This window comes from Pseudoalteromonas sp. NSLLW24 (assembly GCF_015864725.1).
Lineage (GTDB): Bacteria > Pseudomonadota > Gammaproteobacteria > Enterobacterales > Alteromonadaceae > Pseudoalteromonas > Pseudoalteromonas arctica.
Genome location: NZ_JADYWQ010000005.1, coordinates 89562 through 114663 on the forward strand (window position 1 = coordinate 89562; position 25102 = coordinate 114663).

The following is a 25102-nucleotide window of genomic DNA, read 5'->3' on the forward strand; positions in this document are numbered from 1 at the left end:
ATTAAAAACCCCAGCTTCGTTGCTGGGGTTTTTGTTTAGCGTAATAAGCAAGATTGAATTTATCGCAGCTAATAGTATTAATGAGGCAAAAAGGGTAGAATCGAGCGGTTAAATTATAGCTTGTTGGACTGTTTTTCCGACATTGAGGATGATATGAAATTTGAATTAGATTGTACTGACGGAAAAGCGCGCCGCGGCCGCTTAATTTTTGACCGTGGTGTAATAGAAACACCTGCATTTATGCCTGTTGGTACTTACGGTACTGTAAAAGGTATGACGCCAGATGAAGTAAAAGCCACTGGTGCGCAAATATGTTTAGGTAATACCTTTCATTTAATGCTTCGCCCAGGTACTGAAATCATTAAGCAACATGGTGATTTACACGACTTTATGAATTGGGATTTCCCAATTTTAACTGACTCAGGCGGTTTCCAAGTATTTAGCTTAGGCGCAATGCGTAAAATCACTGAAGAAGGCGTGTTATTTCAATCTCCAGTAAATGGTGATGAAATTATGATGTCGCCTGAAAGGTCGATGGAAGTACAGCGCGACTTAGGCTCAGACATCGTTATGATTTTTGACGAGTGTACGCCATACCCAGCAACTGAAAAAGAAGCTAAAGATTCTATGGAGTTATCTCTTCGTTGGGCTAAGCGTTCAAAAGAAGGGCATGGCGACAATCCATCTGCTTTGTTTGGTATTATTCAAGGTGGTATGTACCCAGAATTACGTGCACAATCGCAAGCAGGCTTAGAAGAAATTGGCTTTGATGGCTATGCATTAGGTGGTCTATCAGTAGGCGAGCCTAAAAACGAAATGATGAATATTCTTGATCATTGTGCGTTTAAAATGCCAGAAGACAAACCACGCTACCTTATGGGTGTAGGCAAGCCAGAGGATTTAGTTGAGTCTGTTCGCCGTGGTATTGATATGTTTGACTGTGTTATGCCAACACGTAATGCGCGTAACGGCCATTTATTCATTACCACAGGTGTAGTTAAAATACGTAACGCAGTACATAAAACAGACACAGGGCCACTTGATCCTGAGTGTGATTGCCATACGTGTGGAAACTATTCACGAGCTTATTTGCATCACCTTGATAAATGTAACGAAATTTTAGGTGCGCGACTAAACACAATTCATAACTTACGTTACTATCAACGTGTTATGGAAGGTTTACGTAATGCAATTAGCGAAGGTAAATTAGAAGAATTTGTACAAGATTTTTATGCTCGCCGAGGCCAAGACGTGCCAGAGCTAGTAGATATAAAAAATTAAACTTTAAAATTAAAGAGGAAGTATCATGAGTTTATTTATTTCAAATGCACACGCAGCAGCTGGTCAACCTGCGGCAAGCGGTGGTTGGGAAATGCTAATAATGTTAGCTATTTTCGGTTTGGTTTTTTACTTTTTAATCTACCGCCCGCAAGCTAAGCGCGTTAAAGAGCACAAAAGCTTAATGAGTATGATGGCTAAAGGCGATGAAGTACTTACCCAAGGCGGTTTAGTGGGTAAAATTGTGAAGATTTCTGAAGAGAAAGATTTCATCGTTATCTCTTTAAACGAGCAGGCAGAAGTAACAGTACAAAAATCTGCAGTATCTGCAGTATTGCCAAAAGGCACAATGAAGTCGCTATAAAAATAATAAGGACGACCCCGTGTTAAACAAGTTTCCAGTTTGGAAGTATTTACTTGTTTTAGCTGTGGTAGCCATTGGCCTTTTATATGCCTCTCCAAACTTGTATGGTCGCGATCCGGCTATACAAGTTTCAGGTGCTAAAGGCGCTGATGTCGATCTCAGTGTTGTAGACAAAGTAAACGCAATCCTTGAAAAAAATAATGTAACCGCTAAATCGACAATACTTGAAGATGGGCAAATTTTAGTTCGTTTAAAAAATGTTGAAGAACAGCTTAAAGCGCATGACTTACTGCGTGATTCGCTGAGCGATGATTACATTTCTGCTATTAATATGGCACCTGCTCAACCAGCTTGGTTAAAAGCGGTTGGTGGTAACCCTATGAAGCTAGGTCTTGATTTAAGTGGTGGCGTACATTTCACCATGGAAATCGACATGGCAACAGCGGTTGATAACCAGCTTGAGCAAATGGAACAAGATTTTCGTAGCGACCTGCGCGAAGAAAAACTACGTTACCGTAGTGTTCGCCGCGTAGCAGGCTCTGATCGTATGCGTGTAGAAATGCGTACTGAAGAAGACAAAAATGCAGCAGAGAGCTTCTTAGAAACTCGCTACCCGCTAAATGTCTACATTGATGACAGCAGTAACGATAAAGCATTTTTTGCGACAATGAGTGAGCAAAAACTCAAAGAAATTCGTGACTACGCTATCAAGCAAAATGAAACGATTATTCGTAACCGTATCAACCAAATTGGTGTTGCAGAACCTAACGTACAACGCCAAGGCGCTGAGCGTATTATTGTTCAACTACCTGGTATTCAAGACACAGCACGCGCTAAAGAAATTTTAGGCGCAACAGCAACACTTGAATTTCGTGAAGTAGACGAAAACGCTGATATTAGCGCTGCTGCTCAAGGTCGTATCCCTGCGGGTACTGAAATGATCATGAGCCGCGACGGTTACCCTGTTGTACTTAAAAAGCGTATTATTCTAGAAGGCAGCCATATAACTGGCGCGCAATCTGGCGCTGATGAATACCAACGCCCGCAAGTGAGTATTACGCTAGATAGCAAAGGTGGGGCAAAAATGAATGCCTTTACCAAACGTGCTATTGGTAAGCGTATGGCAACGGTATTTATTGAGTACAAGCCATCAGGTAAAAAAGATGCAGACGGTAAAGCGCTTCCGCCTATTAAGGTTGAAGAAGTTATTAACGTAGCAACAATTCAAGCACGTCTTGATCGCTCGTTCCGTATTACAGGTATCGATAACCCAGCTGAAGCACATAACTTAAGTTTGCTACTTCGTGCAGGTGCGCTTGTAGCACCAATTCAAATTGTTGAAGAGCGCACTGTAGGTCCAAGTTTAGGTCAAGAAAATATTGAAGCGGGTATGACTGCGGTTGCACTTGGTTTTGCGTTTGTACTTGTGTTTATGCTTGTGTACTACAAAGGCTTTGGTATGGTTGCAAACCTTGCGCTTGCGGCTAACTTAGTACTGATTGTTGGTGTTATGTCTTTAATTCCAGGCGCGACACTTACGCTACCTGGTATTGCAGGTATTGTATTAACCGTAGGTATGGCAGTTGATGCTAACGTACTTATTTTTGAACGTATTCGTGAAGAGCTGGCCGATGGCCGCAGCCCTCAACAAGCGATTCATTTCGGTTACGATAGCGCATTTAGCACTATATTTGATGCTAACATCACCACGTTAATCGCTGCCATTATACTGTTTGCAGTAGGCACAGGTCCGATTGCGGGCTTTGCAGTGACACTTGCGATTGGTATTTTAACTTCAATGTTTACAGCCATTGTTGGTACCCGTGCGGTAATCAACTTATTTGTTGGTGGTAAACGTATTGATAAACTTTCGATTTAAGGAGCTGACATGCAAATTTTAAGTTTGGGTAGTAGAACCCTTCGTTTCATGTCTCTTCGTAAAGTGGCTATGGGTTTTTCGACGTTATTAATTTTAGCGTCGTTTGCATCAGTTTTTGTTAAAGGTCTAAATTTTGGTTTAGATTTTACCGGCGGTACTGCGGTAGAAGTTGGTTTTTCACAGCCAGCAGACCTTAAAAAAGTACGTGCTGCGCTAGCTGATAATGGTTTTGCTGATGCATCAGTACAACTATTTGGTTCAAGCCAAGAGATTTTAGTTCGTTTAGCACCGCGCGGTAGTGATGTTAAAGCTGAAGTAATTGGTAACCAAGTAATCGATGCGCTTAAAAAAGCTGATGACAGCGTAGTAATGCGCCGTATTGAGTTTGTGGGCCCAAGTGTAGGTGAAGACTTAAAAGAGCAGGGTGGCCTTGCCATGTTAACTGCACTTATTTGTATCTTAATCTACGTTGCATTTCGTTTTGAATGGCGCTTTGCTGTGGGTGCGGTAGGTGCACTACTACACGATGTTATTATTACTGTGGGTTTATTTTCGATATTAGGTTTAGAGTTTGATTTAACTATATTAGCGGCAATTCTTGCGGTAATAGGTTATTCACTTAACGATACGATTGTTGTATCTGACCGTATTCGTGAAAACTTCCGTAAAGTGCGCATTGACGATACTGTAGAAATTATTGATATTTCACTTACGCAAACACTTAACCGTACACTTGTAACTTCAATTACCACTATTTTAGTATTGATTGCTTTGTTTGCATGGGGCGGACAAACCATTCATGGCTTTGCAACTGCATTGCTGTTTGGTGTGTTTATTGGTACTTATTCTTCGATTTATGTTGCGAGCTCTGTTGCTATAGCAATGGGCGTAAGCAAAGAAGACTTAATACCAGAAGTAATTGAAAAAGAAGGTGCAGACCTAGACGCAATGCCGTAATGGTTTTGTAACTACTTTAAAAAACCGCTCATTGAGCGGTTTTTTATTGCCTGTAATATATTTATGCTCACGATTGTTTTAGCTTTACTGTGCAAGTATGAATAAACAGTGCTAACTTTGTAGAGCACGCCATGAGTGTAACGTCGTACTATGTATTTAAAATAAGTATTAATAGCGCGGTTATTAATAAGTACAGTTACATAATATCGTCATCTTATATTTAGGCGCTGGAAGCTATTTAGCTTAAATAACGCGATAATTTAAACTATCAATAATAACTGTTAAAACTACCGATAATAACTAAGGTGATAATTATGTTGCCATTAAAGTATTTGATTAACGTAGTAAGTTTGTTTGTATGCAGCGCTTTAGCGAGTGAGGTAAATATCGTAAATGTAGCCCAGGAGCAGCGTGTGCAATATGCTCGTGACGACTACCTTAACGAGCTATTAGAAAAAGCATTGGTTAGCGCACAATACCCTGCAGAGATTAACCCCGTTTTAATTCATCCCCATCAACAACGTACTTTAATAGCACTAGATACAAAAAATTTAGATTTATACTGGAGTATGAGCAGTCCCGAAAGAGAGTCTTTAGCTATTGCGATTAAAATCCCATTATTTAAAGGCTACATAGGTAAAAGGGCACTATTAACAAGTAAGAACAGCATTGCTAGATTTAAAGGTATTACTAGCTTAGGGCAGTTAGGTAAGCTTTCTGCGGTGCAAGGTCATGATTGGCCAGATACAAAAATAATGGCATTTAATGGCTTGCATATAAGACCGTTTGCAAATTATCAGGCTATGTTTGCCTTAACAAGTGCAGGGCGTATTGATTACTTCCCACGTTCATTTATCGAGGTTAATTCAGAGCTTCTAGCTAATAAAGAAAGCAACCTAGTGATAGTACCTAACTTATATATAAGTTACCCAACAGGATTTTATTATTTTGTATCAAATAGTAAGCCAGAGCTTGCAGTGGCAATTGAAAAAGGGCTTAAAATAATGCAAAAAAATGGTGAGTTTGATACGTTGTTTGATGAATACTTTGCGAAGGATTTAAATACATTACCTTACGAAAAAGGTAAAACAGTAGAACTCAAGCTAGATAATCCTTATTTTTAGACACAAAAAAAGGAGCCTGAGCTCCTTTTTAGCATGCTATTAATAGCATCAAATTAGCGAAGTAACGACTCAGTTAGTACTGGACGAATTTCACGAATAATTGCTTGAGTCAATTTTGGTGAACCACAGATAATATTGCCGCTGTGGTTATAGTTATTACCACCAGCGAAATCTACAACCATACCGCCCGCTTCTTTAACCATAAGTTCGCCTGCAGCAGAGTTCCAAGGTTTTAAACCAATTTCAAAAAATCCATCAACACGACCAGCTGCAACGTATGCCATATCTAAAGCAGAACAACCTGCGCGGCGAATGTCTGCAGTGTGTACAAACAATGCTTTAAACGCTTCAGTGTATGCGTCCATGTGGTTTTTGTTTTTGAAAGGGAAGCCAGTAGCAAGTACAGTGCCTGCAAGGACCGTCGTTTTGCTAACACGTAGACGTTTGCTGTTTAACTGAGTGCCTTGTCCGCGAGACGCAGTGAAAAGCTCGCCACGAATTGGATCATAAATAACAGCTTGGTCTAAACGACCTTTAACTTTAAGTGCGATAGAAACCGCGTAATGAGGGATACCTTTGATGAAGTTAGTTGTTCCATCGATAGGATCTACAATCCATTGGTAATCATCATCCTTGCCTTTATGCTCACCTAATTCCTCACCAACAATAGAGTGAGTAGGGTAAGACTGTAAAATAGTGTCACGAATTACGGCTTCGGCTTCTTTATCAATGTTAGTTACTAAGTCGTTAGCGCCTTTTTGTTGCACTTCAACTTTTGATAAATCTTCACTTGCGCGAAGTAAAATTTTGCCTGCGTTGCGCGCAGCGCGAACCGCAATGTTTAACATTGGATGCATGGTATTACCTTTGGGTTGTAAAAGAACGTTTATATATTTCAGCCGGCGTATTTTAGCGACTTTTGACATAAAGTAAACAATAAACCCCAAATACTTATGTTTGTTTTTTATACAAGATTGAAATGTGTATATATTTTTAAAAAATAATAATGAGCAATTAATAAGTCATTATGTTCCTTTATGTGTTTATTAAATCGAATTAATTTTAAATAACGCTTTACCTAAAGTTAGCTTGAGGTTTTATCGTGCTCCTAACTTAATTGATAGGACAACATAATGTATTTAGAGCACGTAAACTTAGTCGCGAGTGATATAGATAGTATGCTTAAATTTTATCGCGCTGTATTTCCACATTGGTCGATTAGAAGTGAGGGCAGAGGCGATTGGCATGGAAAACCAAGACGCTGGGTACACTTTGGAGATGACACGCATTATATTGCGATAAGCAGTCATGGTGAGGGTGAAAACAGAAACTTATCGGGTCATCAAGTTGGTTTTGCACACTTTGCTTATGTAACTAGTAACTTAAATGAAGTAGTAGCACGCTTAAATAAAACGGGTTTTGGGATAAGTAAGCAAGGTAGTGAGAGCCCTTTTAGAAAGAATGTTTATTTTATTGACCCCGCAGGGTTTGAAGTAGAATTTGTAGAATATTTAAGTGATATCCCAAGTGAGCGAAATAACGATTTATAATAGGTTAAGCACCGCAAAGTGCGGTGCTTAACGAGGCTTTATGAACGATTATTTCCAGCGCCAAGTTGTGTTTTTAGCTCATTAGCAAAGCTCATAAATTTTTCTTTAATTGTGCGCTTTATTTTTACTTCGACTGAGCCCATTACTGCCTTTCCTTCAATATGAATAGTAGGACCTTGGCGTTTGTTAAGCGACACAGATTTATTTTCAAGGCTACTTAAAATACAAAACATTTTAGACACTACATTTACATGCTCTGGTACGTAAATCTCATCACTACCAAAAATACAGTTAACGTGAATAGTTACATTTTGATGCGCAAAAATGGCATCGGTAAAATCTAGCACCACCGATCCCATAAAGTTACTCAAATATATATTCTTTGGCACGACCCACTGACCGCTTCGCTCGTTAGAGCCTAAAATGCTGCGTAATGTAAAATCATCATCACTGTTTTGTTGTGCACTATAATGTGGTGTAAATTGCGATTGTTTTTCTGCTTTATATTGCTGATCAGTATTAAGTGTTAAATCTTCTACTAAGGCTAAAAGAGCTTCGTTATTAGGTGCATCCATCGCGTTATCTAAGCGTCTCTCAAATGCATCAACAGAAATAACCCCATGACTGTAATTATAAATTAATTGGTCAATTACTTGTTCGCGTACTTGCTCTATTGGGCGGTCTTCAACTTTTACAGACATGGGGCATTCCTTATTATATTTACTATTGATACTGCTCTTAATGTTTATATGCAAAGCACGCACCAAATATAATCACCATAATTATCAGTAATTTAGTTTATAATGATGTTTTTTATTTTGTTATATTAACGATAGATTAACCAAAAATGCAATTATCTAGCTATTTTCACTATTTGAGAAAGTTTTACCGAGTAGCCTGTAAATAGTTACACAACTATAGATAATGCCTCGCTCCGAAATTAACTCAAGCTGTTGAAATGTAAGCATAAATAAAGTTGGCCCAAAGCTCGCATTAGTTAAAGTGTCTTTAATCAAAAGGAGAAAGATTATGAAAACATTTAACAAGTCTATTATCGCAGCTTTAGTTCTTGGTACTACGGCTATGGGTGCCCAAGCAAACAGCTGGGAAAACGAAAGTAAAGATGCTTGGATTGATGGTAAGGCAGAAACAGTTCTACTTATGAACACTAATCTAAACAACTTTGACATTAACACTGATGTAAAAAATGGCAAGGTAGTACTTACAGGTAAAGTTAATAGCGAGCTTGATAAAGAGCTAGCAGAAGAACTTGTACTTAGCCTAGATGGCGTATCTGATGTTGAAAACAGCCTTACCGTTGTTAAAAGCATGGACACAAAAGATAGAAGCAAAGACATGATGGACGATGATGATAACGACTTAACGGACGCTAAAATCACCACTGTAATCACAACTCGCTTCCTGTTTGATTCAGAAGTTGGTGGTACAGACATCGATGTTGATACCGACAACGGTATAGTAACTCTGAATGGCTCAGTAGAGTCTGAAGCTGAAAAGCAGCTAGCAGTTAAAATTGCTAAAAATGCTGAAGATGTTCGTGACGTAGTTGATAAACTATCTATTACTGCTGAATAACACAGTATAGTTAAGGCCCACTAACACTGGGCTTTACGCCTTTTTAATGCTTAATTTAAATGGAGTTTAGTCATGGATATTATTCGTATAATACTTTCAGTTTTATTGCCGCCATTAGGTGTATTTTTGCAAGTTGGCTTAGGTATGCATTTTTGGTTAAATATTGTATTAACACTGTTAGGTTATTTCCCAGGGTTAATACATGCAATCTACATTATTGCGAAAAAATAATGACAGATTATATATTGTGTAAGCCGACTACTGAGGTTTAGCTAAATAAAAACTTCAGTACTGATCGGCTCACAATATCAGTTTTTAAAGTAAATATTTTTTATCAAAATCTAATTTTTAATTGACTCAAACTAAGTGATTTATTTCTTGTAACTCACTCCCAACATTCCCTCAGCCACACCTATCGTTTACTTCAATTAAGCTTTCTAACTAACAGCAGTGTTCTGATTCTGTATTGATGCCATTTAGGAAGTCTTTAACATTAGTTTGTTTATATATCTACAATACGCGATTAATTACTCTATTATTAAGTGGCAATATTACCATCACTTCTAGTGTTATCATTAAACCAAGTTTTTACGCATATTGAGGTAGCTAATTGAATATTCGACTTATACTGTCAGGCGTTGTGTCATTCGTTTTTTATTTTAGTTGGGCCTACTGGGCAAATAGTTCGGCAGATATTGCTAAATCTGTCACGTTTCAAGCTGCATTAGTACAAGGTTTGTATAGTGGATTTGTAACGCTGTTTTTTACTTTTATTTTAGAAAAGGTCGTCAACAAGTATAAGTCTAGTTATGTAACGCTTGCGTTTGTAACTCCAATTATTTGTATGTTTCATTCTAAAACACCACAAAACGTAGCAATACGACAAAGCTTCAATAATGCAATTAACTCTAGCGCCTCGTATTTAGGTAACAAAAAAATAGCAGGTGTACTTTTTGCGCCTATTATTCCGATTACTGTTCAATCGAGCTTAGTGATTATGGTGAATGTAATTAATCAGACACCTAATTTGGCACTTACAGTAGCCCCAAGCATATTTTTTACAGCCTTGTATGCCTACACATATATGTTAGCTTTACTTAAAAAAGTAGAGCGTTAAATATAAAAGACTACATGTGGGGGGAAGGTTTTTATAATTTAATGCAGAAAATATCATGGGAAATATCTTACATTTTATGCTTATACCCACCTAAAAGATTACTATTTAAGCAGTTAGCTTACTGATTGTTAAAATAAAGGTGTTTGGTAGTGACAAGCACCTAAAAAGTTTTTATACTGCAACCCGCTTTAGTCGCTCTGTGACTGAACGCTTCAAAAATTAACTGCCTAGCAGTTATATAAAAGTTGGCCCCTTAGCTCAGTTGGTTAGAGCACACGACTCATAATCGTTAGGTCCCCAGTTCGAGTCTGGGAGGGGCCACCACTTTTACAAACTTTCCAAGTAAATACCTACTAACCGAAATTACCCTGTGCTCTTTTTTTAAATAGAAAAAGATGAAAAGCTATTATCAGTATCTAATCGACAAAATAATTCAAATGTGGAAAGTAATAAAAAATTGATGTACCCTTTTATTTTTACTGAACGAGGGAATGTTATGTCAAATAAAATTATGATCGAACGAAATATCGGTGTCTTGCGCGAAAAAATTAGAAACGCAGATACAACAACTGTCATGGGGTGTGTTGCGATAGCGACAAGCGCTGATATGCTATCAGGTGCAAAATTATCTAAACGTCAATATAGCTTCATTGTTAACAGTCGTCAGCGATGTAACTTAATAAAAACCGCTCTGTATAAAGATTTAACTAAGTTAATTGCTGAAAAGGCCATACCTAAAATATTATCTGCTGCAGATCCAACCTCAGATTTATCTAAAACTGCTTTTATGGCCGAAGCTACCGCAGACGCTACTGGTGAGGCTCTTGAGGTGAAGACAGGTATACCAGCATTTAAAACAGCTGCTGTTTTAAATGCATTAAGTACTGGTATTCAGATTAAAACTATGTGGGATATTCAAGCGATCGAAGATGGCTTTGCTCAAACCCCAAAACAGTTTGAAAAATTATTTGCCGATTGGAGAAGCTGGAATATTGAAGAGCGTTATCAGGTGGACCGATGAAAAAATTATTAATTTTATTACTACCCAGCACATGTTTTGCACAGTTTTCAGACTTATCGTTATGTGAAAACAAACAAACTATGCTTGGATTGGATTTTTATACAAATTGTGTGGGGGTCGCAGATGCCTCTGTGCATAAATTAAAGTCTGAGATAACTGCTAAACAGTTATATGACTACATAACTATTGGTATCAAAGACGTCAGTGTTTTAGAAAAGCATCTTTCGGATGATTTGATAGGAATTGTACATGCATTAATATCGATTGATCCAAACCCACTTTATTATACTACTGTTGGTAATAATGTTTTAGTCAAGACCAAAGAAGGGCTTAATATTTTTGAAAAGCATGATGGTTATTGGTTACAAAAATTAGTATCAGAGAGATCCGGTAGATAAATAGAGTTATCTCAAAAGTAATTTGATATTGGTAATTACTTTAAATAGGTTTCAGTAATTTCAGCTCTAAAGTAGTCTAGCTCTTTTGGTAAAACTCTAAGAGCTAGCGATCTGCTAAGTCATAATTTTTTAGCTCCGTCATCCTTCCTTATGCGTAACTATATCTAAATCCATTGATGCTGTTAGCAAAGAGCAGATCGCGATTAGATGCTTTTGAAAGTGAATATTTATGGCCTCTGTCAGTATCATAGCGTTGCAAATAGTTAATTTCCCTACCAGGTACTGTCATAGGTTGCTCTAAGCGCCTTTGTCCTTTCACAGTGTGCTCTGCGCATTATTCTTGTTTATTAGTAATTTTATCTACTGGCGTTTGTAACTCATCAGAAGTTTTTTATAAACAGCTGTGAGCAAGTATTTAATATTAAAAAAGCCCTTATTGGGGCTTTTTACTTACTAGTGTTTACTTTTATTGCTCAAAACTACAAGAGTTAACTAATTTTTACGGTATATCTCATGCTCAATATCGTAAATATTTACGCTTAGACTGTCTGATGCTCTGCAATATGTTTTTAAGCATGAAAGTAGCAGTTCGCTTAACATTTGTTTTTGCTCAATTGAGCGTCCCGCTAAAATATGTACCGCGATATGTATAAACCCTGACTTTCCTGCGCCAAGTTGATATTGCTGATAAGCAATGGCGCGTGTTTTGATGGTTTCTAATTCAAATAAGTTACTTTCGAAAGCGGTAGTATGAATTTTTTCTACCAGTACTTGTGGTAAAACGGGGAGGTCTTCTGAGTGTTCAATAATAATGTGCGGCATTTAGGCGTTTCCTATTATGAGTTACTGCATGAGCGAGAGTTAATTGTATCAAATACAACAGGGTTCGCTAAACCCTGAGCTATCTAAAATCTTTACTTTAAACTAATTTAGTCGTATTTATTTTTGATGTTAGTATAAAAACAAACAGGTGAACCTTCGCTTAGTAACGTATGTGCTAAGTTACTTATATATTAATTAAGGATAAGTATGAAATTACCACAAAAATTTAAACGTTTAGCTTTACTTGCAGGTGCAGTTGTTACATTAAGTGCTTGCTCTGACGATGTTGCATCGGTAAGTCTGGGATTATTTACAACTAAAGATGTTGTGGTTAATTCGCAGCAAGATCCAATCCTTGAAGGCGTTACTTGTCATATTAGTCATATAGAGGCTAATTTGGACTTTTCTGATCCCTCTGATATGTCTATAGCATGTCGTCAAACAGGTCCTATTACAGCGCAGCAGCTACAAAAAATAGACCGCAGTAAATCAGGTGAAGTGATATTCAAATCATCTAAAAGTATATTATTTAAATCACTAAAAGTGCGCCGTATTTACGATGCTGAGAATCGTACTTTATTGTACTTATCGTATTCAACTAAAGAATCCAGTGGTAGCCACCACCATGCACTATCAACAGTGCCGCTATACAATACTCAAGCGTGGGATTGGGCGCTTACACAAAAAAACTAAACTAGCACTAAAACTTATAAGAGCACCTTATGTTAGCTTTATTTAAATCGGCACCTTTATTGGAAGATCAAGAGCAGCAATGGCTTATTGATACATTTATTTGGGCTGTAGAAAACTTTGATGCTGAATTTTTTACAAAGCACACTCAAATAATACTGCCAACGGCCACTTTTTTCCCTGATTCGGTATCGAGCATTGAGGAAATGGCGAGTAATGTTTTTAACCGCGTTACTAATTACGCGGGTATGGACGCATGGCCTATCCAACTAGTTGCACCGCAGCAATTACAACCGCAAGTTTTTCCACACTTTGAATTTAGCAATGAAATACGTGGAGAAGGAAGCCACTTAATTGTGCCGCCTAGCCATACTATTAATATTTCTTTTAATCCTAATCAGATTAATCAGCCACAGGATTTAGTGGCAAGTTATGCAGGCACGCTTGCCACCATACTTATTCATCACGTTGGTGTGTTACCGCCAGGTGGTAGGGAGTATTTACCACAAGCTGCCGATGCGCTTGCCTGTTTTTTAGGGTTTGGTGTGATGATGAGCAACACGGTGTATCAGTTTAAGGGCGGTTGTGGTTCTTGTTACAACCCATACGCTAACCGTGAAGCTAAGTTAAGTGAAACGCATACGGTATTTATGCATGCCCTAATTAGTTACTTTAAAAACGATAAGGTGTCTAAAAAACACTTAAAGCCGCATTTACGTGGCCAGTTTAAAAAAGCACAAAAAGAAATTAAAGCATTGGTAAATAACTCGGCCAACCCGCTGTTATTAGCTTATTCGCCAAACTAGCAAGGATTTGCGTGGAATACTTAGATGAATTTTTACTGATTGTTATTGCTCATTTTTTTGCAGTAGCAAGCCCTGGGCCTGACTTTGCCGTTGTGCTCAAGCAAAGTGTGCAACAAGGTAGGCGCAATGCATTGTGGACAAGCGCCGGTGTTGGCGCTGCTATTTTACTGCACGTTGCCTATTGCGTTTTAGGTGTTGCGCTTATTTTAACGCAATCGCCTAGTTTATTTATGGCGCTTAAGTATCTTGCCGGTGCATATTTAGCTTATTTAGGCGTACAAGCACTCAGAGCTGCAAAACCTCCAGCAAGTAATGAAGGCGAGGCTGCAAAAGATGTTGAAAACAAAACCGTCCAAGAAGAATCCGTTTGGCTTGCTTTTAGGCGCGGCTTTTTCACAAATGCATTAAACCCAAAAGCCACGTTATTTTTTATGTCGTTATTTACACTCGTGATTAGCCCAACAACACCGACTAGCGTACAGGTCGGTTACGGTGTGTACATGGCATTGGCTACTTGGGCGTGGTTTTCAATGCTTTCAATAATACTTTCTAGAAATAATGTAAGGGGCTTTTTCCAACAACGCGGTTATTGGTTTGACCGTGGAATTGGCATTATTTTAATTGCACTTGCAGTACGTGTTGTTATTTAACTTATTCAAAAAGCGCAGGAGATAAAAATGCCGCTATATAATTTTTCGTTTGGTTCTAATATGTCATCTAATCGTTTGTTAGCGCGCTTGCCCAATGTAAAGCGTGTAGGAACTGCGGTACTTAAAGGCTACGAGCTTACTTTTGATATGCTATTTAAAGATGGCTCAGGTAAATGCAGTATTTGTCCAAGCGATAAAGAAGATGCATTGGTTTACGGCGTTATTTATGAGCTCAATGAAGAAGAAAAAGCTATTTTAGACAGTATTGAAGGGCCAGGTTACGATTGTGTAGATATAGCCCCAACGCTTTTAACGGGTGAGACTGTAGCCGCACATTGTTATATAGCTAATACCCATGACAGCGATGTACTCCCATATGATTGGTACATAAAACACGTTCATCGCGGTTCACTTGAAGCGGGCGTACCAAAAGAATACAGTGATGCCATATTAAATCGCGCACAAAAAAGCGACACCAATCAAGAGCGCGCAGCAATTGAATTTGCAGTTCATCAAAAATAATAAAATAGGATTGATATGAAATTAACCAAACTTGCCGCAATTGCACTATTAGCAGGCACTACGTTTAGCAGCTGGGCACAAGTTGATACCAACAAAATTGACGAGGTAATTAAAGCGTCAATGGCACGTTTTGACGTACCCGGTATGGCAGTTGCCATTGTTGAAAATGATAAAGTAATATTTGCTAAAGGCTTTGGTGTAACTAATCTCGATACCAACAAAAAAGTAAACAAAGACACTTTATTTGGTATTGCTTCAAACACAAAAGCATTCACTACTGCGGCACTGGCAAAGTTGGTTGATGAAGGTAAATTAAGCTGGGATGACCGCGTAATTGATCATTTACCAGAGTTAAGATTGTACGACTCGTACGTAACACGCGAAATGCGTATTCGTGACTTATTAAGCCATCGCAGTGGGCTTGGGCTTGGGCAAGGCGATTTAATGATTTGGCCAAGTACCGACAAGTCAGTTGATGAAATTTTAGCGGGATTACAGTATTTAAAACCAGCGAGCAGTTTTCGTAGTAAGTACGCTTATAACAACTTGATGTTTGTTACCGCTGGTGAAGTGGTTGCACGTGTGTCGGGGATGAGCTGGAACGATTACATCGAAAAAGATATATTACAGCCGCTGCACATGGATAACTCACGCGCGGGCTTTTCACGTATTCCTAAAAGTAATAAAAACTGGGCGACAGGTCATATTCCTATGGATGGCACGCTTCATCCATTTTTTGTGAACTACCTTGAGGACTTTAGAGGCGCAGGCGCCATTGCTTCAAGTGTAAGCGACATGAGCCAATGGCTTCGTACGCAATTAGCGGGCGGTAAAATGCCTAATGGCGAGCAGCTGTTTAGCGAAAAGCAACAAGCACAAATGTGGCACCCACATATTACATCTATGGCGTCTAAAAGTGCGTTTGAATCGTATCATCAACAGTTTAGAGGTTATGGGTTAGGCTGGAGTATTGAAGACTACCACGGCTTTAAAAAGCTAGGTCACGGCGGTGGTATTTTGGGAATGGTATCGCAAGTTACTTTATTGCCTGAGAAAAACCTCGGTATTGTTATTTTATCTAATCAACAAGCTTTTGGTGCACTTTCGGCAGTAACCCATGAAGTGCTTGAAGATGCACTTGAACTTGAAGATAAAGACTGGGTAGAAGATTTAGCTAAAAGTCATTTTGAAGGCAAGCAACAAGCGTATGCTAATGCAAAACCAGAAGCCCCCGCTGACTACCAACCACAATTACCAAACATTAATTATACCGGTACATTACATGATGATTGGTATGGCGATGTAATTATTGAGCAGCTTGATAGTAAATTGCATATTGATTTTACGCATACCAAGCGCTTAAAAGGCACACTTGAGCATTACACTGGTAATACATTTATAGTTAAGTGGGATGAAAAGCTGCTTGAAGCGGATGCGTTTATTCGTTTTGAAATGAGCTCACAAAACCGTGTAAACAGCGCTAAAATGCGTGCAGTATCAACACAAGTTACCGACTTTAGCTTTGATTTTAGAAACCTGCATTTAAAAGCAAAATAGCTAATAATATTGATATTCAAGGTATCGATATACACCAAAGTCGCAAAGCCACCATTAGGTGGCTTTGTTATATTAAACACTCAATTTACTTTGGCTAGGAGCATTTTATGCGTACTGCAGTTATTTCACACCCTCATTGCCGTAAACATAAAATGATAGACGACCATCCAGAATGCCCAGAGCGCTTAGATGCAATTACCGACCGATTATTAGCCAGCGGTGTAGATGTTGGCTTAACACACCTGCAGGCACCTAAGGCCGAGCGTGAGCATTATTTACTTGCTCACGATGAGGCTTTAGTTAAACACGTAGAAACTACACTACCAACCGAAGGACTCGCTAATTTAGATGGCGATACGTGGTTGTGCCCCGATTCGTTTAAAGCGATTGAGCGGGCAGTAGGTGCCGGGTTGTTAGCTGTTGATGAAATACTTGCCGATAAACTCGATGCTGCTTTTTGCTCAGTACGCCCGCCAGGGCATCATGCTAATAAAGATTCATCATCTGGGTTTTGTGTGTTTAATAACTTAGCTATTGCCGTTAAGTACGCACAAAGCAAAGGGATTAAGCGGATTGCGATTGCTGACTTTGATGTACACCATGGGAATGGCACACAAGACATTTTTATTGATGACGAAAACGTACTGCTTTGTTCGTTATTTCAGTATCCGTTTTACCCAAATACAGCGGTTAAAAATAATAGTCATATAGTTAATTCACCTCTGCCAATTGCTAGTAATGGCGACGATTTAAAAGAGGTGTTTACTGGGCAATGGTTACCAAAATTAAAAGCATTTAAGCCTGAATTACTTTTTATAAGCGCAGGGTTTGATGCACACTTAGAAGATGATATGGCGAGCTTAAAATTTGTAGAGGATGACTACATTTGGCTTACCGAGCAACTATGTGGTGTTGCTAAAGAGGGCGGCTGCAAAGGTGTTATTTCGTATTTAGAAGGTGGCTATGCGCTATCAGCTTTAGGTCGCAGTGCTGTAGCGCATATAAAAGTGCTTACTGAGGTTTAAATAAAGAGAGTGTTTATAGCCCTAATAAATCAAACGCCTGCGCTGTGCTTAGGGTTTTGATTTTACCAAGGCAGCATTGTCCTTCATTTAATAAGTAAGCTGTAACAAGCTGTGCTAGTTGCTCGCCATTCAATTCAGGGCAAGCAGTGCCTTGTAAATTAAGGTAGTCACCTTGCTTATTAAGTACTCGCACATCGCTTAGTTCACTTTGCATAACGCTGTGTAAGCACTCTTGTTGCTCTTGTTGGTTATGGGCTATCTCAAGCTCATTATAAATAACCAATAACTGTGGGTAGCTGTTTAACATAGCCCGTTAACCTACGGTTACTTCATAAGACGTAAATTTACGAATATTAATAACGCCTTTTTCAAAAATTAAGTATTGGCCTTTAATACCTTGTAAAACACCACTTACAACAGGGTCTTTATCAAAGTTAAATGAGCTGATTTTTGTTGGGTATTCGGTTACTGGAAAGTTTAAATCAACCACATCTTCATCAAGTTGTTCTATTGCTGTTGCGCCAAATAATTCACTGAGCTCGTTTAGCTTTTCACTAATTTGTGGGATCAGCTCGGCTGCAGCTGCTTTTAAGTCAATTGCTTCGTTTTGACCTTTTAGCATATTGCGCCAATTCGTTTTATCGGCAATAAATTCAGCCAATGCAACTTCCACTAAACCTGATTGCAGGCGAGTTTGCACTTTAAAAATAGGTAATGCCTGAGTCGCGCCTTGATCAACCCAACGAGTCGGTATTTGTGTGTGGCGGGTAATACCTACTTTTAACCCAGAGGTGTTAGCGAGATATACATAGTGCGGGATCATGCAGTTTTCTTCGCCCCACTGTGGCTCTCGGCAAGTACCTTGATCGTAGTGGCAGGTTTCTGGTTTCATAATACACATATCGCAACTAGCGAGCTTGCGCATGCATACAAAACAGTGACCTTGAGAATAGCTTTTTTTGGTTTTTTTACCGCAGTTAGAACATAAAATAGTGCCACTAAAGGTAAGCGTAAGCTCCTTACCTATAAATGCATTTAAGTCTACTAGGTGTTCACCTACAGGTAAGTGATATTGTACTGGTTCGGTTAAGCTCGATTTTAATTTACGCAGTGTGCCTTGCATCTTTACTTGGCCCCTAAAGATGTTAAAAAGAGGAGTCTAACATTTTTAAGCTATATTGGCTTTTTAAGAAGTGTAAATAGTCGGTGTAAGGCAGTGCTTTTGCGTATAAATAACCTTGGGTGCAATCAGCATTCATATCTTTGAGCAAGTGATGGATTTCTTGGGTTTCTACCCCCTCAATTGTTATTGATAAATTGAGGTTATGCGCCATATCAATGGCTGTTTGTACAATAACCTGGTGAGTAGGGTTATTAGGTAAATCAAAAACAAATGACTTATCTATTTTAAGTTCACTAAAGTGATAATTGACTAAGTAGCTAAGTGACGCATAGCCTGTCCCAAAGTCATCCAGTACTACTTTAATACCTAATGCGGTTAGCTCATCAACTAACTTTATAAGTGCATCTTGGCTATCTACGAAGGCTGATTCGGTTAGTTCAAATTTAAGTAACTGTGCCGGCACTTGGTATTTAATTAAAATATTTTCTACTTTTTCGGCTAAGTTATTTATAGTTAAGTTTTTAGCGCTTAAATTTACGCTAATTGTGTGCTCGTTATAGCCATTTTTTGTAAGCTTGACTATGTCTTTACAGGCTTGCTCTATTACCCACAGTGTTAGCTCGTTAATAATGCCTGTGTGCTCAGCAAGTATTATTAGTTCTTCAATTGATAAGTTGCTGTAAGTTGGGTCGGGCCAACGTAATAAAGCTTCAGCACCACTTACGTGGTTACTTAATAAGTTTATTTGAGGTTGGTAATAAAGTGCCAGTTGATTTGTTTTGATGGCTTGTTGCAGCTTAGCGGCTAGAGCAACGTCCATCATTAGATTATTACCGTTTGACGATGACCCAACTTGATTAACGCTACCTTTTGCTTTTTTAAGCGCTAAATATCCACGCTTTAACCAATATTCAAAGTCGTTACTCTTACCTGCACTACTAATACCTATACTGTAACTAAGCTGCAGGTTTAGCCCTTTAATTTCATATTGTTTTGGTAGGCTGCTAATTATTTTAGTCAGTAGTGCTTCTAGCATTTCTTGGTTTTGTGTTTTAGTAGAAATACAGGCAAATACGCCACTGCTTAAATCGGCTAAGCGTGGGCTGGTGTTTAAATCTGTTTCGAGGTTTGTAAATTCGCGTTCATGGCTGAGTTCTAATTCAAGCTCTTTGGCTACATGCTTTATAAGTGTGTAGCCCTGAGAAGAGGTAATAATTGTATTGAGCGAATTAAAGTGACGTATTTTTATTAAACATAAAGTTGTTGAGCGGTTTTGGCTTTGTAGCGCCATAAATGCTTGTTTTAGCTTGGAGCTATTAAGTAACTTTGTTTGTTGTGTGTGCGTGGCATGGTAAAGCGCACGTTCGCGCTGATACCTTACTCGGTCAGCTAACGCCATTGCCATTAAAATAACTTCGCACAAAATAGCCATTAAAAAGGCATGGCGGGAGGTAAAGCTATAAGCCAAAAAGCCGGTGAGCTCCATAGGCTGTATTACCGCACCAAATATCAGCGGTATCCACGAGAGTACATAAAACTTAGCCCACCTAAAGCCGCTACGTAGCTTGTTATAAATTAAAATAATACAAACAACGTATAAAAGTGCCATTACACAAAAAAACAACGGGGCTGCAATGTACTCAGGAATAAATAAACTAGCTATAGCCATTACTGACATAAACAAAAGCAGTTTTACGCTCATTTTGTATCGCCAGCAATTGTCCTTGTGATAGCGTAAAAACATAGTACAAAAGGCGAGAGTGAAAAATGATATTGCGTAGTTAAAAAATATGACTTTTTCGTGAATATATAACTGCCATTGCACTGGCCATAAATAAAATCCAAAACCAAGCACTGCACCCAATAAGGTTAACGCACTAATGATATAGCCAATATAAATTAAATAAACACGGTCTTTTATGCCAAAATAAAGCACCAAGTTATAAAGCGCAGCCATCAATAGCACGCCTACAAAAATACCCCAGATCCCAGTTTGAGAGCGCACTAAGTCAATAAACTCTTTATCACGATATAAGTTTACAGGTGTTTTACTTATGCCGACTGTGTCTATTTTCATTACTAGGCGCTGTGACGATTTTCTTTCTACTAAAAAACGAATATGCGGTACGCTGTATTCAAACAAAGAGAGGGCTTCTTCTTTATCGCCGAGTTTGTATGTTTCAATTAGTTTGTTGTTTTTATCGAGGCGATACACCGTAAGGTGATCGACCATAGGGTTGTCAAAATGTGCCACAACATTTTGCTTGTTAAGGCTTTTATTTTCTAAATCAAGAAACAACCAATAGTTTTGCTGGCTAAAACTCCATGGAACATCTGAAAATGGTTGATGAGTAAGTAATTCAGGTTGGTTAATGATGGTATCGAATGTTTTAGTTTTGGTTTCGTCAATATAGTAGGCGTAATCGAGGTACATTGGAGCCGTTTTATCAATTGTATATCGTGTAGGCACGACAAGGTTTGATGCCAATGTACTGATTATAAAAAATATAAATATCAGTATGGCAACAGCAATTGCATGGTAACGTAAAGTTCTTAGTTCCAACGTTAATTTACTTTTAAAAAACCTTTTAATTAGTGTAGCACTAAAAAAGCGCAGATAAACTGCGCTTTTGTAGTTAAATTAACTGGTTATACCAATGAATAGGTATTACAGGCTATTGCTCGCGTGCAATAGCACGGTAAGCTATATCAGTACGATATTCCATACCATCCCAGCTAATTTGTTTAACAAGCTCATAGGCGCGCTGCTGCGCTTCTGTAACAGTGTTACCAAGTGCTGTTGCGCATAATACGCGACCGCCTGCGGTTACAACGTCATTGCCACTTTGCTTAGTACCCGCATGAAACACTTTTTCACCCGCAGGGTAATCAACTTTTAGCCCCGAAATTGCATCACCTTTAGGGTAATCACCAGGGTAACCTTTAGCTGCAAGTACAACACCAACGGCTGCGCGTGGGTCAAACTTAATCGTTGTTTTATCAAGTTCTACACGGTTAGCAGCTTCAATCAATTCAACTAGGTCTGATTGTAAACGTAGCATCATTGGTTGAGTTTCAGGGTCGCCAAAGCGACAGTTGTACTCAATTACTTTAGGGGTACCTGTTTCGTCAATCATCAAACCTGCGTATAAAAAGCCGGTGTACGGATGGCCTTCGCTTGCCATACCTTCTACCGTTGGGTAGATCACTTCGTTCATGATACGCTGGTGGATTTCATCCGTAACAACTGGCGCAGGTGAGTATGCACCCATGCCACCCGTGTTAGGACCGGCATCGCCATTGTAAGCGCGTTTATGGTCTTGACTGGTAGCAAATGGTAATACGTTTTTGCCATCAACCATTACAATGAAAGACGCTTCTTCACCCTCTAAAAATTCTTCAATAACAACACGGCTTCCCGCATCGCCAAAAGCATTACCCGCAAGCATATCGCGAATAGCATCTTCGGCATCGGCTTCCGTCATTGCTACAATTACGCCTTTACCTGCAGCTAAACCATCTGCTTTTACAACAATTGGCGCGCCTTTTTCTTTTAAATAAGCTAGGGCTGGGTCAATTTGTTCAAACGTTTGATAATCGCCTGATGGGATATTGTGGCGCGCTAAAAAATCTTTAGTAAACGATTTAGAGCCTTCAAGCTGGGCTGCGCCTGCCGTTGGGCCAAAAATAGCCATGTTATGTTCACGAAACTTATCAACAACACCCAGTACTAACGGTATTTCTGGACCTACAATAGTAAGCTCTACCTTGTTTTGCTGTGCAAAACTAAGTAAACCATCTAAGTCGTCAACGTTTATTGCTACGTTTTCAAGTTTTGGTTCAAGTGCAGTACCTGCATTACCAGGGGCTACAAATACAGTATTTACTTTGGTGTTTTGAGCGGCTTTAAACGCAAGTGCGTGTTCGCGGCCGCCGCTGCCAATGACTAAAACATTCATGGCGAAAATTCCTATTTAAAGCGGTTTCTTAAATTTCAGCGTCATGCGGTCGCTTTCACCAATGGCTTTATATTTGTCAGCATCTTGTTCGCCGAGTCTTAAGCTTGGTGGTAGCGTCCATACACCTTTAGGGTGATCGGCTGTATCTTTTGGATTTGCATTTATTTCACTGCTTGCTACTAATTCAAACCCAGCTTGTTTAGCAAGGTCTACTACGTAGCTCTGCTTCATATAACCTGATGTTTTTTGATCTTCGTCAGCACGCTCTTCAGCTAAACGGTGTTCAACTAAACCTAATGTACCACCTGGTTTAAGGGCTTTATAAAAAGCTTGGAATGCACTTAATGCACCGCTTTTATCTTTGCCCATATACCAGTTATGCACATTACGGAAAGTTAAAACCATATCGGCACTGCCAGCTGGCGCAATATCTAAATGTGTTACAGGTGCAAACTCAGTAATTTTAACGCTACTAAAGCGCTCATCTTCAGCTACTTTTTGTTTAAAGCCCGCAAGAGAGCGTTGGTAGTAGCCAACTGATGAATCAGCAGGAAAGTGCGCGGCATAATAAGTACCTTGCTCTTTTAGTGCTGGCGCTAAAATTTCACTATACCAACCACCGCCTGGCGCAATTTCAACAACTGTCATAGTGGGTTTAAAGCCAAAAAATGCCAGTGTTTGAGCCGGGTGACGATATTCGTCACGAACGCTGTTTTTAGCGCTACGTTCGCTTGATTGAAGTGCATGCTCAAGGCTCGATTCGTGGTTATGGCTAAGCGCCATAGTCGATGTCATCGTTAGTGTGGCTACAAGTAGCGATTTTAGCGCAAATTTCATTGTTTGTTCCTTCACATTATAATTTTAAATAGGTTATTGAATAATCAGAATACGTGAATTTATAGCAAACAAAAAGGGTTAAACCAACGTTTAACCCTTTGTGTGATTAGTGGCGGAAATGGCGCATACCAGTAAGTACCATTGCCATGCCAGCTTCATCAGCAGCTGCAATCACTTCTTCATCACGCATTGAGCCACCTGGCTGAATTACCGCAGTAATACCAGCGGCTGCTGCTGCGTCAATTCCATCACGGAATGGGAAGAATGCATCAGACGCCATAACTGAACCTTTAACTTCAAGGTTTTCGTCGGCAGCTTTTATGCCTGCAATTTTAGCTGAGTATACGCGGCTCATTTGGCCTGCGCCTACACCAATGGTCATACCGTCACGGGCATAAACAATTGCGTTTGATTTAACAAACTTAGCTACTTTCCAACAAAATAGTAAATCTTTAAGTTCTTGCTCTGTAGGTTGACGTTTAGAAACAACTTTTAAGTCGCCTTGCGTTACCATGCCTAAATCGCGGTCTTGAACTAAAATACCGCCGTTAACGCGTTTAATATCTTGGCCAGCTGCTTTACCTGTCCACTGTCCACATTCTAATAAACGAACGTTCTTTTTAGCTTCAACAATTTTTGCAGCGTCGCTCGAAATACTAGGTGCGATAATTACTTCAACAAACTGACGATCAACAATTGCTTGTGCAGTTGCTGCATCTAGCTCTCGGTTAAAGGCAATAATGCCACCAAATGCTGATGTAGGGTCTGTTTTAAAAGCGCGCTCGTATGCTTGTAGAATATCGTCCCCAATTGAAACACCACACGGGTTAGCATGTTTTACAATTACGCACGCAGGTACGTCAAATTCTTTAACACATTCAAGTGCTGCATCGGTATCTGCAATGTTGTTAAACGAAAGGGCCTTACCTTGCAATTGAGTTGCTGTTGCAACTGATGCTTCAGCAATGTCACTTTCAACATAAAAAGCGGCATCTTGATGTGAGTTTTCACCGTAACGCATATCTTGCTTTTTAGTGAACTGCATATTGATAGTACGTGGGAATTTAGTCTCTACAGCAGCTTCCTCGGTGTAATCAGGAACCATTTTACCGAAGTAGTTAGCAATCATGCCATCGTATGCGGCAGTGTGCTCGTAAGCTGCAATCGCTAAGTCAAAACGTGTTTTATATGTAGTAGAGCCATTATTGTTTTGCATTTCACTAATAACACGGTCGTAGTCACTCGCGTTTACCACGATTGTTACGTCTTTGTGGTTTTTAGCGGCTGCACGAACCATTGTAGGGCCGCCAATATCAATATTTTCAATAGCATCTTCAAGGCTGCAGTTTTCTTGAGCGACTGTATTCGCAAAGGGGTATAAGTTAACTACAACTATGTCGATAGCAGAAATGTTGTTATCTGCCATTACGCTTTCATCTTGTCCGCGACGGGCTAATATGCCGCCGTGAATTTTTGGGTGAAGAGTTTTTACGCGACCATCCATGATTTCAGGGTGGCCTGTGTGATCTGATACTTCAGTCACTTTTATGCCGTTATCAGCAAGTAGTTTACATGTACCGCCAGTTGATAATATATCAACGCCTTGCGCTTCTAGTGCGCGGGCAAATTCAACAATACCGGTTTTATCAGACACACTTAATAGTGCGCGACGAATGGGACGATGAGTATCCATTGTAGTTTGATTTCCTCAGTTAATGAGCTAGCTTAGAAGCGGGCATTTTAACTGATTACAACTCAAAAAACGACTTATAAAGCGCCGATGAGGGTGAGCATTTTGCAACTCGGCTATTAAACTACGGGCATAAA

At 39.2% G+C, this 25102-nt stretch carries 26 protein-coding genes and 1 tRNA gene; 18 read left to right on the forward strand and 9 right to left on the reverse strand.

Going from position 1 to position 25102, the window contains the following annotated elements:
- Nucleotides 1–153: 153 nt before the first annotated feature.
- From tgt to I6E72_RS06760, 5 genes are all read left to right on the forward strand, one after another.
- A complete protein-coding gene (gene tgt, locus I6E72_RS06740) occupies nucleotides 154–1281 on the forward strand; it encodes a tRNA guanosine(34) transglycosylase Tgt (protein WP_197111565.1) in 1128 nt (375 codons plus the stop codon).
- Nucleotides 1282–1306: 25 nt separating this feature from the next.
- A complete protein-coding gene (gene yajC, locus I6E72_RS06745; protein ID WP_007586472.1) occupies nucleotides 1307–1642 on the forward strand; it encodes a preprotein translocase subunit YajC in 336 nt (111 codons plus the stop codon).
- A gap of 19 nt (nucleotides 1643–1661) precedes the next feature.
- Nucleotides 1662–3521, forward strand: a complete 1860-nt coding sequence (secD, locus tag I6E72_RS06750; RefSeq protein WP_007586473.1) for a protein translocase subunit SecD — start codon at nucleotides 1662–1664, stop codon at nucleotides 3519–3521.
- A gap of 9 nt (nucleotides 3522–3530) precedes the next feature.
- Nucleotides 3531–4478, forward strand: a complete 948-nt coding sequence (secF, locus tag I6E72_RS06755; RefSeq protein ID WP_007586474.1) for a protein translocase subunit SecF — start codon at nucleotides 3531–3533, stop codon at nucleotides 4476–4478.
- Nucleotides 4479–4792: 314 nt separating this feature from the next.
- Complete coding sequence (locus tag I6E72_RS06760) at nucleotides 4793–5602, forward strand: substrate-binding periplasmic protein (protein ID WP_121953760.1); 810 nt, start codon at nucleotides 4793–4795, stop codon at nucleotides 5600–5602.
- 53 nt (nucleotides 5603–5655) lie between these two features.
- Here I6E72_RS06760 and suhB read toward each other — a convergent pair whose 3' ends face one another.
- Nucleotides 5656–6459 (reverse strand): inositol-1-monophosphatase, encoded by an 804-nt coding sequence (suhB, locus tag I6E72_RS06765; protein WP_002957826.1) that lies wholly within the window; start codon nucleotides 6457–6459, stop codon nucleotides 5656–5658.
- 276 nt (nucleotides 6460–6735) lie between these two features.
- On the opposite strand from suhB, the gene I6E72_RS06770 reads away from it, so the two are divergent.
- Complete coding sequence (locus I6E72_RS06770) at nucleotides 6736–7152, forward strand: VOC family protein (RefSeq protein WP_197111567.1); 417 nt, start codon at nucleotides 6736–6738, stop codon at nucleotides 7150–7152.
- Nucleotides 7153–7190: 38 nt separating this feature from the next.
- Here the strand turns inward: I6E72_RS06770 and I6E72_RS06775 are convergent, their stop codons facing one another.
- Nucleotides 7191–7853, reverse strand: coding sequence for a LiaF domain-containing protein (locus I6E72_RS06775; RefSeq protein WP_076924056.1), 663 nt, complete (start codon nucleotides 7851–7853; stop codon nucleotides 7191–7193).
- Nucleotides 7854–8181: 328 nt separating this feature from the next.
- Here I6E72_RS06775 and I6E72_RS06780 point away from each other — a divergent pair, with 328 nt between their 5' ends.
- From I6E72_RS06780 to I6E72_RS06805, 6 genes are all read left to right on the forward strand, one after another.
- Nucleotides 8182–8748, forward strand: a complete 567-nt coding sequence (locus I6E72_RS06780; protein WP_165735438.1) for a BON domain-containing protein — start codon at nucleotides 8182–8184, stop codon at nucleotides 8746–8748.
- 72 nt (nucleotides 8749–8820) lie between these two features.
- A complete protein-coding gene (locus I6E72_RS06785) occupies nucleotides 8821–8979 on the forward strand; it encodes a YqaE/Pmp3 family membrane protein (RefSeq protein WP_121953763.1) in 159 nt (52 codons plus the stop codon).
- 379 nt (nucleotides 8980–9358) lie between these two features.
- The gene (locus tag I6E72_RS06790; RefSeq protein WP_101162741.1) at nucleotides 9359–9865 is read left to right on the forward strand and encodes a hypothetical protein; all 507 of its coding nucleotides are present in this window, start codon (nucleotides 9359–9361) and stop codon (nucleotides 9863–9865) included.
- A 247-nt stretch (nucleotides 9866–10112) separates the two neighbouring features.
- Nucleotides 10113–10189 (forward strand) — tRNA-Ile (locus tag I6E72_RS06795).
- A 172-nt stretch (nucleotides 10190–10361) separates the two neighbouring features.
- The gene (locus I6E72_RS06800; protein ID WP_197111569.1) at nucleotides 10362–10886 is read left to right on the forward strand and encodes a hypothetical protein; all 525 of its coding nucleotides are present in this window, start codon (nucleotides 10362–10364) and stop codon (nucleotides 10884–10886) included.
- Nucleotides 10883–11284, forward strand: a complete 402-nt coding sequence (locus tag I6E72_RS06805; RefSeq protein WP_024600168.1) for a hypothetical protein — start codon at nucleotides 10883–10885, stop codon at nucleotides 11282–11284. Before I6E72_RS06800 ends, I6E72_RS06805 begins: the two co-directional genes overlap by 4 nt.
- 492 nt (nucleotides 11285–11776) lie before the next feature.
- Here I6E72_RS06805 and I6E72_RS06810 read toward each other — a convergent pair whose 3' ends face one another.
- Entirely contained in the window at nucleotides 11777–12106 is a 330-nt protein-coding gene (locus I6E72_RS06810; RefSeq protein ID WP_002957818.1) for a 5-carboxymethyl-2-hydroxymuconate Delta-isomerase, read from the reverse strand.
- 207 nt (nucleotides 12107–12313) lie between these two features.
- Between I6E72_RS06810 and I6E72_RS06815 the strand changes: the two genes are divergently transcribed.
- The 6 genes from I6E72_RS06815 to I6E72_RS06840 all read left to right on the forward strand — a co-directional run bounded on the left by I6E72_RS06815 (nucleotide 12314) and on the right by I6E72_RS06840 (nucleotide 17356).
- Nucleotides 12314–12799 carry a CreA family protein gene (locus I6E72_RS06815; RefSeq protein WP_197111571.1) on the forward strand — a complete coding sequence of 162 codons (486 nt, stop codon included), beginning with the start codon at nucleotides 12314–12316 and terminating at the stop codon, nucleotides 12797–12799.
- A 29-nt stretch (nucleotides 12800–12828) separates the two neighbouring features.
- A complete protein-coding gene (locus I6E72_RS06820; protein ID WP_197111573.1) occupies nucleotides 12829–13602 on the forward strand; it encodes a hypothetical protein in 774 nt (257 codons plus the stop codon).
- Nucleotides 13603–13613: 11 nt separating this feature from the next.
- Nucleotides 13614–14252, forward strand: coding sequence for a LysE family translocator (locus I6E72_RS06825; RefSeq protein WP_197111575.1), 639 nt, complete (start codon nucleotides 13614–13616; stop codon nucleotides 14250–14252).
- Between the two features lie 27 nt (nucleotides 14253–14279).
- Nucleotides 14280–14774 carry a gamma-glutamylcyclotransferase family protein gene (locus I6E72_RS06830; RefSeq protein ID WP_039488239.1) on the forward strand — a complete coding sequence of 165 codons (495 nt, stop codon included), beginning with the start codon at nucleotides 14280–14282 and terminating at the stop codon, nucleotides 14772–14774.
- 15 nt (nucleotides 14775–14789) lie between these two features.
- Nucleotides 14790–16331 (forward strand): serine hydrolase, encoded by a 1542-nt coding sequence (locus I6E72_RS06835; protein ID WP_197111577.1) that lies wholly within the window; start codon nucleotides 14790–14792, stop codon nucleotides 16329–16331.
- A 107-nt stretch (nucleotides 16332–16438) separates the two neighbouring features.
- Entirely contained in the window at nucleotides 16439–17356 is a 918-nt protein-coding gene (locus tag I6E72_RS06840; RefSeq protein WP_024590604.1) for a histone deacetylase family protein, read from the forward strand.
- A 13-nt stretch (nucleotides 17357–17369) separates the two neighbouring features.
- Here the strand turns inward: I6E72_RS06840 and I6E72_RS06845 are convergent, their stop codons facing one another.
- The 6 genes from I6E72_RS06845 to purH form a co-directional block, all read right to left on the reverse strand.
- Complete coding sequence (locus I6E72_RS06845; RefSeq protein ID WP_010553373.1) at nucleotides 17370–17663, reverse strand: hypothetical protein; 294 nt, start codon at nucleotides 17661–17663, stop codon at nucleotides 17370–17372.
- Between the two features lie 6 nt (nucleotides 17664–17669).
- Nucleotides 17670–18479: a DUF2797 domain-containing protein gene (locus I6E72_RS06850; RefSeq protein ID WP_010553372.1), complete on the reverse strand. Its 810-nt coding sequence runs from the start codon at nucleotides 18477–18479 to the stop codon at nucleotides 17670–17672.
- A gap of 22 nt (nucleotides 18480–18501) precedes the next feature.
- Nucleotides 18502–21042 (reverse strand): EAL domain-containing protein, encoded by a 2541-nt coding sequence (locus I6E72_RS06855; protein WP_197111579.1) that lies wholly within the window; start codon nucleotides 21040–21042, stop codon nucleotides 18502–18504.
- 112 nt (nucleotides 21043–21154) lie between these two features.
- Nucleotides 21155–22438, reverse strand: a complete 1284-nt coding sequence (purD, locus tag I6E72_RS06860; protein WP_197111581.1) for a phosphoribosylamine--glycine ligase — start codon at nucleotides 22436–22438, stop codon at nucleotides 21155–21157.
- 15 nt (nucleotides 22439–22453) lie between these two features.
- Nucleotides 22454–23275 (reverse strand): class I SAM-dependent methyltransferase, encoded by an 822-nt coding sequence (locus tag I6E72_RS06865; protein WP_007586523.1) that lies wholly within the window; start codon nucleotides 23273–23275, stop codon nucleotides 22454–22456.
- 106 nt (nucleotides 23276–23381) lie between these two features.
- On the reverse strand, nucleotides 23382–24968 hold the full coding sequence (gene purH, locus I6E72_RS06870; protein ID WP_033031043.1) for a bifunctional phosphoribosylaminoimidazolecarboxamide formyltransferase/IMP cyclohydrolase: 1587 nt from the start codon (nucleotides 24966–24968) through the stop codon (nucleotides 23382–23384).
- Nucleotides 24969–25102: the final 134 nt, after the last annotated feature.

Coding starts and splice junctions, on each gene's coding strand:
- tgt (WP_197111565.1), top strand. CDS start 154: ATGAAATTTGAATTAGATTGTACTGACGGAAAAGCGCGCCGCGGCCGC.
- yajC (WP_007586472.1), top strand. CDS start 1,307: ATGAGTTTATTTATTTCAAATGCACACGCAGCAGCTGGTCAACCTGCG.
- secF (WP_007586474.1), top strand. CDS start 3,531: ATGCAAATTTTAAGTTTGGGTAGTAGAACCCTTCGTTTCATGTCTCTT.
- I6E72_RS06760 (WP_121953760.1), top strand. CDS start 4,793: ATGTTGCCATTAAAGTATTTGATTAACGTAGTAAGTTTGTTTGTATGC.
- suhB (WP_002957826.1), bottom strand. CDS start 6,459: ATGCATCCAATGTTAAACATTGCGGTTCGCGCTGCGCGCAACGCAGGC.
- I6E72_RS06770 (WP_197111567.1), top strand. CDS start 6,736: ATGTATTTAGAGCACGTAAACTTAGTCGCGAGTGATATAGATAGTATG.
- I6E72_RS06775 (WP_076924056.1), bottom strand. CDS start 7,853: ATGTCTGTAAAAGTTGAAGACCGCCCAATAGAGCAAGTACGCGAACAA.
- I6E72_RS06780 (WP_165735438.1), top strand. CDS start 8,182: ATGAAAACATTTAACAAGTCTATTATCGCAGCTTTAGTTCTTGGTACT.
- I6E72_RS06785 (WP_121953763.1), top strand. CDS start 8,821: ATGGATATTATTCGTATAATACTTTCAGTTTTATTGCCGCCATTAGGT.
- I6E72_RS06800 (WP_197111569.1), top strand. CDS start 10,362: ATGTCAAATAAAATTATGATCGAACGAAATATCGGTGTCTTGCGCGAA.
- I6E72_RS06805 (WP_024600168.1), top strand. CDS start 10,883: ATGAAAAAATTATTAATTTTATTACTACCCAGCACATGTTTTGCACAG.
- I6E72_RS06810 (WP_002957818.1), bottom strand. CDS start 12,106: ATGCCGCACATTATTATTGAACACTCAGAAGACCTCCCCGTTTTACCA.
- I6E72_RS06815 (WP_197111571.1), top strand. CDS start 12,314: ATGAAATTACCACAAAAATTTAAACGTTTAGCTTTACTTGCAGGTGCA.
- I6E72_RS06820 (WP_197111573.1), top strand. CDS start 12,829: ATGTTAGCTTTATTTAAATCGGCACCTTTATTGGAAGATCAAGAGCAG.
- I6E72_RS06830 (WP_039488239.1), top strand. CDS start 14,280: ATGCCGCTATATAATTTTTCGTTTGGTTCTAATATGTCATCTAATCGT.
- I6E72_RS06835 (WP_197111577.1), top strand. CDS start 14,790: ATGAAATTAACCAAACTTGCCGCAATTGCACTATTAGCAGGCACTACG.
- I6E72_RS06840 (WP_024590604.1), top strand. CDS start 16,439: ATGCGTACTGCAGTTATTTCACACCCTCATTGCCGTAAACATAAAATG.
- I6E72_RS06845 (WP_010553373.1), bottom strand. CDS start 17,663: ATGTTAAACAGCTACCCACAGTTATTGGTTATTTATAATGAGCTTGAG.
- I6E72_RS06850 (WP_010553372.1), bottom strand. CDS start 18,479: ATGCAAGGCACACTGCGTAAATTAAAATCGAGCTTAACCGAACCAGTA.
- purD (WP_197111581.1), bottom strand. CDS start 22,438: ATGAATGTTTTAGTCATTGGCAGCGGCGGCCGCGAACACGCACTTGCG.
- I6E72_RS06865 (WP_007586523.1), bottom strand. CDS start 23,275: ATGAAATTTGCGCTAAAATCGCTACTTGTAGCCACACTAACGATGACA.
- purH (WP_033031043.1), bottom strand. CDS start 24,968: ATGGATACTCATCGTCCCATTCGTCGCGCACTATTAAGTGTGTCTGAT.